The sequence below is a fragment of the Bacteroidetes bacterium GWF2_43_63 genome, from assembly GCA_001769275.1.
Taxonomy (GTDB): Bacteria; Bacteroidota; Bacteroidia; order Bacteroidales; family DTU049; genus GWF2-43-63.
The window spans coordinates 36,494-42,493 of record MEOQ01000003.1 but is presented as its reverse complement, the minus strand read 5'-3'; the positions used below and the strand labels follow the sequence as shown (position 1 = coordinate 42,493).

The 6,000-nt window shown below is 43.0% G+C and carries 4 protein-coding genes; all 4 read right to left on the bottom strand.

Annotated features, from left to right (window positions below; translation table 11 throughout):
* Positions 1-119: 119 nt before the first annotated feature.
* Positions 120-827, bottom strand: a complete 708-nt coding sequence (locus tag A2W93_10955; protein OFY56433.1) for a peroxiredoxin — start codon at positions 825-827, stop codon at positions 120-122.
* 24 nt (positions 828-851) lie between these two features.
* Positions 852-1,442, bottom strand: a complete 591-nt coding sequence (locus tag A2W93_10950) for a hypothetical protein (GenBank protein OFY56432.1) — start codon at positions 1,440-1,442, stop codon at positions 852-854.
* Positions 1,443-1,503: 61 nt separating this feature from the next.
* Positions 1,504-4,044, bottom strand: coding sequence for a ferrous iron transport protein B (locus tag A2W93_10945; protein ID OFY56431.1), 2,541 nt, complete (start codon positions 4,042-4,044; stop codon positions 1,504-1,506).
* Between the two features lie 140 nt (positions 4,045-4,184).
* Entirely contained in the window at positions 4,185-5,885 is a 1,701-nt protein-coding gene (locus tag A2W93_10940; protein ID OFY56430.1) for a hypothetical protein, read from the bottom strand.
* Positions 5,886-6,000: the final 115 nt, after the last annotated feature.

Genomic DNA, 6,000 nt, shown 5'->3' with positions numbered 1-6,000 from the left:
ACAGAATTATTAACATATTTTGTTGATAACTGTCTGAAATTAAAAATCCAAAAAATGATTTAATCGTTTTCAGTGTTTCGAACACTCATGATTTGCAATCCGTGCCATGTATACTTAAATTACTTCTTTAGAATTTTCTTCAGCACAGTGTCTTTGTCAAGTTTTTTTGTGCAGAAAAACCAATCGTAGCAATGCGTGTCAGCATCTTTGTTTTCCATGCGTTCTTTTGCAACACCGCATGAACCGGCCGTTGGAACAATAACGTCATCGCCAGGACGCCAGTCGGCGGGAGTAGCAATGCCAAACTCATCGGCAGTCTGCAGCGCCAACACAACACGATAAAGCTCATCAAAATTACGTCCGAGACTTAGCGGATAATAAATGATGGTGCGGATAAATCCTTTCGGGTCAATCACAAATACCGCGCGAACCGCTTTGGTATTGCTTTCGCCGGGCATCATCATTCCATACTTCAGAGCTACTTCCATGGTAATATCTTCGATGAGCGGGAAAGTAACTTCCACATTCTTCATCCCTTTGTACTCAATTTTTTCCTTGATGGTACGCAACCATGCAATGTGGCTGTACAAGCCGTCAACCGAAAGTCCAACCAGTTTGCAATTGGCTTCGTTGAACTGCTTTTCCATGCTTGCAAAAGTCATGAATTCCGAAGTACACACCGGTGTAAAGTCTGCAGGATGACTAAAAAGTATCACCCAGCTTCCTTTGTAGTCAGCCGGAAAATTTATTTCACCTTGTGTTGTTACGGCCTTGAACTCAGGCGCTCTTTCGCCGATACGCGGCATTGAATTTACTTTTTCTTCCATAGCATTTATAATTTAGATAGTTAATCACTCACATTCATTTTCATAAAGATCCATGTATTCAAAAATAATCCGGATGGCTTCCGCATTCATGTCTCTATTGAGACTGGTATTGTTGCGCACAATATCCGTTGCATTCCACAATTCGCACCAGCTCACATCGAACAATACCTGCGCTTTTATGAGGCCATGGATAATATTGAAAGTATAGGATTGCGGATTCAACGCCAGCGCTTCGTCGGCCATTCTGAGGGCATCGGCGCAATCGAAATAACCACCCATTGCTTTCAAATAAGCAAGACATAGCAGATTATCAGCCTTAAGTGATCCCTTGCCTTTTTTCTTTCCAAGAAAATTATTGTAGCTGGTGTAATTGTCAAGACCATCGAAATTCCAGCCGATAGCGTTGATGACAGCCATTTTCAAAGCGATGCTGTTTTTTTTCGAATTCAGAAATTTCATCAAATCTTCGGAAAGAACGCCGTTGCATTTCAGCGCTTCCTGCACCTTTGGAGAACCTTCGTAGGCCTTGTAGAATTGGGTGGAAGTCAGCGGAGAATCAGCAAAAGTAACCGAATATGAAAACACCAGAATAACAAATGCGATGACGAATTTCATGATTTTGAATTTTACACAAATCTAATCATTTAATCGCCAAATACCATGTATTTTTCGTTAATTAATAAAATAAGCATCCAATCTGCACAACCGCAAAAGCTACCAGCCAGGCTACAGCTGTAGTATAACCTACGGTAAACAGCGCCCATTTCCAACCGCCGGTTTCCTTGCGGATGGCCGCAACCACTGCGACACAAGGGAAATACAACAGCACAAACATCAGAAATGCAAATCCGGTAACCGGATTGAGAACGGGTCCTCCGTTCACATCAGCTGTAAGATGCTCGCCAAGCGACTTCCCGGCAGGCTGTTTAATTGCCGCAATGCGACCACCATCTTCCATTTTATGGTCGCTGGCAAATAAAACAGACATGGTAGAAACAACCACTTCCTTAGCTGCGATTCCGGCAACAAGACTCACCGACAAACGCCAGTCGAAACCAAGTGGTTCCATAACCGGCTGAATAAACTTTCCAATACGACCTATGTAGCTGTTTTGCTGCCGCTCGTATTCAATCTGCTGTTCAAGCTGTGACTGACGCATTAACAGAGAATTGCTGTCAACCAAAATTGTTGCTTTATTCAATTGAATTTCGTCGGTACTGGCCAATTGGCTGGAGACCATTTCGAGCTCAGTTTTTAATTCGACCGGCACCTCCTGATTTCTTGGGAAATAACCCAACGCCCAGATAAGCACAGAAGCAAATAGAATAATTCCTCCCATTTTTTTCAAATATTGCGACGCTCGAAACCACATATGCCGGAAAATGGCATGATGAGTAGGCATGCGATATGGAGGCAGCTCCATCACAAAGGGCGCTTCGGTTTTTCGGAAAATTGTTTTCTTGAAAAGCAATGAAAACAAAACCGCGAACAAGACACCGATTGAATAAACAAGAAATAAAATAGCAACTTCGTTGCGCGGAAACAATGCGCCGATAACGAGGATATACACAGGAAGCCGCGCACTGCACGACATAAAAGGATTGATGAGAATAGTCAGCAACCGGTCGGTCGGATTTTCAAGCGTGCGGGTTGCCATAATGGCCGGCACATTGCATCCAAAGCCCATGATCATAGGAATAAAGGACTTGCCATGAAGACCAATTCGATGCATAACTTTGTCCATCAGAAAGGCGATACGAGCCATGTAGCCGGTGTCTTCCATGATGGCAATAAAAAGAAAAAGAATGAGAATGTTTGGAAGAAATACAAGAACACCGCCAACGCCTCCAATGATTCCATCAACCAGTAAATCCTTGAACCAGCCATCCTGAATCACAGCGGAGATCTGATGACCAATCCAGCCAACCCCAAGCTCCATCCAGTGCATCGGAAAGGACCCGACAAAGAAAGTGGAGAAAAACATGAGCCAGATGAAAAAAAGAAATATCGGAAAACCAAAGAAACGATGAGTCAGAATGCGGTCGATCCGTTGCGTTACCGATGTAAATGATTCCTTTCTTATACCAGGCCGGTAGGTCTCTTTCAGCGCACCTGCAATAAAACCATAACGTGCATCGGCTATCAGCGACTCTGTATCGGTGTGATAAATGGCTGCGATATTATCCGATTCGCGTTGTGCAACTTCCATCACTTGCTCGAAACCAGTGCGCGATGCAGCGGCCAAAGCCTCTTTATCTTTTTCAAGTAGTTTGATTGCATAGAACCTCGAAGAAATTACCTCTTTCAAAAAATGACTCTCGGCCATCTGCTCAGAGATAGCATCGATGGCATTTTCAATCTCCATTACAAATCGAATCTCAGCTTTACGAACTGATATATTTTGATTCTCGTACAATTCTACCACTTTCGATAGCAGCTCATTGACACCTTTGTTTCTGTGTCCAACGGTAGGCTGGAACTGAATTCCCAGCATTTCGCCCAACTGTTTGTAATCGAATAAATCGCCTTTTGCCAGCAATTCATCATGCATATTCAGAGCCACCACAACGGGAATGTCAAGCTCAATTAACTGGGTTGTAAGAAACAGATTTCGCTCGAGGTTGGATGCGTCAATGACATTTATAATGAAATCAGGCGGAGAAGATATCAGCTGCTTGCGAACAAAAAGTTCTTCAGGACTGTAGGCAGAAAGCGAGTATGTGCCCGGCAGGTCGATCAGGTTTATTTTATAATCTTTAAAACGAAATGACCCGGTTTTGGCTTCCACCGTGACACCGCTGTAATTACCAACATGCTCGGTCGAACCCGAAGCAAAATTGAATAATGTCGTTTTTCCACAATTCGGGTTGCCAACAATGGCGATATCAATTTCTTTTGAACGCTGAATGGCTTTGTGTTCCAGAACATCCAGCGTTATTTTTTCCTTAATGTTGAAGCCACTTTCAATGGAATCAATTTCAGCGTGTAATATTTCCTCAGTAACAACTTCAATCGAACGCGCTTCACTTCGCCGGAGGCTGATTTCATAATCCATCAAACGATATTCAACCGGATCCTGCAGCGGAGCTTTGCGGACAACTTCCACTCTGCGACCTGCCGTAAAGCCCATCTCAATCACACGCTTGCGGAAGGCGCCGCTGCCGCGCACTTTAACAACAAATCCGGTTTGACCGGGATTTAGATCATTGAGAGTCATTATTTAGACTTGATTTAAATAACTATGCAAAAATAGCAATCTTTTTTCAATCCAGCTAAAACAAACTTTAATGTAAACATGATAAAAAACAACGGTCGCAACACAGTCATGACCGTATTGCGACCGAAAAAAAGATCTTATTACTGAATTTCTACAAAAGAGAAAAATGAATCTCCAGCGCCTGTAAATCGCAAACCATAGGTTCCAGCATTGAGGGCACCAACTTCGATACATTGCGACTGAACAGGATTTTCAACAACCGTAACAATTTGTCCGTTGAGGGAAATCAATTCAATACGCTCAATGGCCGGCAGAATCAATGGATCAATTTCGATATTCATGCGATCGTCGGCAGGATTCGGGAAAACAGTGATTTTACCCTCATTCCAGGCATCTTCAATACCCACCAGGCTTGAAGTATAATAGAATTCAAATCCATCGGCACGCAGCATGGCATCGGACTGAAAAACAACATAAGCTGAAGGACCCCAAACCAGTATCTCTTGTGGCAAATCAAATCCGGTAACAGATTTTACAAGTGGATCAGCTGTAGAAGTTCCATTGTAAACATAAGCGACATCCATATCCTGATCAAGTGCAAGCTTTGTGAAGTGAATATAAATCAGCCCTGCTCCGGGAGGTTGAATGGTCCATGAACAATTGGTGTTATTGCCATAACGATTGACACCGCTTCCATCTTCAATGGTATCGGTAGCTGCAGTATAAACAGCTGATGGCACACAGTATTCAATATCGCCTGTTTCGGGTTCAACACCGAAAATGGCACCTTGCCCATCTGTAAAACCTCCAAGATTTGAAAAGGTAAAATACCCATTGGCAGAACCGCCCCAGCCCCAATTTATATGCATTTTATTGCTGTTGTCAATTCCGTCACAAACAAAAGCATGTCCGCCGCCTGTTCCATAACCACTGTAATAAATCGGTCTGCGGCTTTTAAGGTCATTGACAACTACCTGTAACCAGATTGATTCGGGAAACATATCTTTTTCTGCATAAAATAAATAATCCGAGTAGGAAAAATGATCTCTCATAGCTGCAGCTGCATCGGAAGAATTTGCGCCCGAGCCATCAAAAGCGTAACCCATATTGACAGAAACCCCAAGATGAAAAAGCAACTGGGCAACAGGCTCGTTGTAAGTATTTATGGAATTTGGCATTGCAGCCCAATTGTAGGATGCCTGATCGAAATCAGCTCTGATATGTGAATATGCGCCTGTTCCATAAACATTATAACCAACACCCACGGATGGATAATTGTGATACTTAAGCACCTGCCCCATGGCCGTGGCCACGCATCCGGCATAGCAATGACCGCAGGGGCCACTGGCATGCTCAGGGACACTGTCATTGTAGTAGCAGTCCTGATTCCAGGTTGTAGAAAGCAAAGGCGTAACCGCCGATTTAAGATAAACAGGAAGTTTTCCGTTGGCAGCAATGGATTCCCATTCTTCTTCAACCGATTTATCCGGAACATAAGCGTTGTTTTTTGCCTGAACCAACTTGGCTTCAGTGCCCAGGAAATAATCAGCCACAGGTGCTGGCAGAACCTCATCCAGACCTGATTCGGTGGAATAGGCTATCACAGGCGAAGTGATTTTTTCGCCCGCAATAACAACAAAAGAAGTATTCGCTTCATCAGTAAAAAAATACATATGACTGATGCCTTTTGTTTCGTATGAAACCGTTTTGAGCTGAATGCTTTTGTTTGCTTTCGCAGACATAAATTTCTGCGCAAGATTCAAAGCCTCGGACTGAGTAACCTGTTGGGCAAAAGCAGCAACAGACAGTATGGAGGAAAAAAGTAGAAATACAATTTTCATGGGTTGGTATTTGATGCAAATTTATTTATTCTCAGCTTTAGACAAAACAAATGACAAATCGTTGCAAAGTAGTAATATTCAAACAAATAACATCTATAGACCCGTTTCTCCAAAA

Coding starts and splice junctions, on each gene's coding strand:
- A2W93_10940 (OFY56430.1), bottom strand. CDS start 5,885: ATGAAAATTGTATTTCTACTTTTTTCCTCCATACTGTCTGTTGCTGCT.
- A2W93_10950 (OFY56432.1), bottom strand. CDS start 1,442: ATGAAATTCGTCATCGCATTTGTTATTCTGGTGTTTTCATATTCGGTT.
- A2W93_10945 (OFY56431.1), bottom strand. CDS start 4,044: ATGACTCTCAATGATCTAAATCCCGGTCAAACCGGATTTGTTGTTAAA.
- A2W93_10955 (OFY56433.1), bottom strand. CDS start 827: ATGGAAGAAAAAGTAAATTCAATGCCGCGTATCGGCGAAAGAGCGCCT.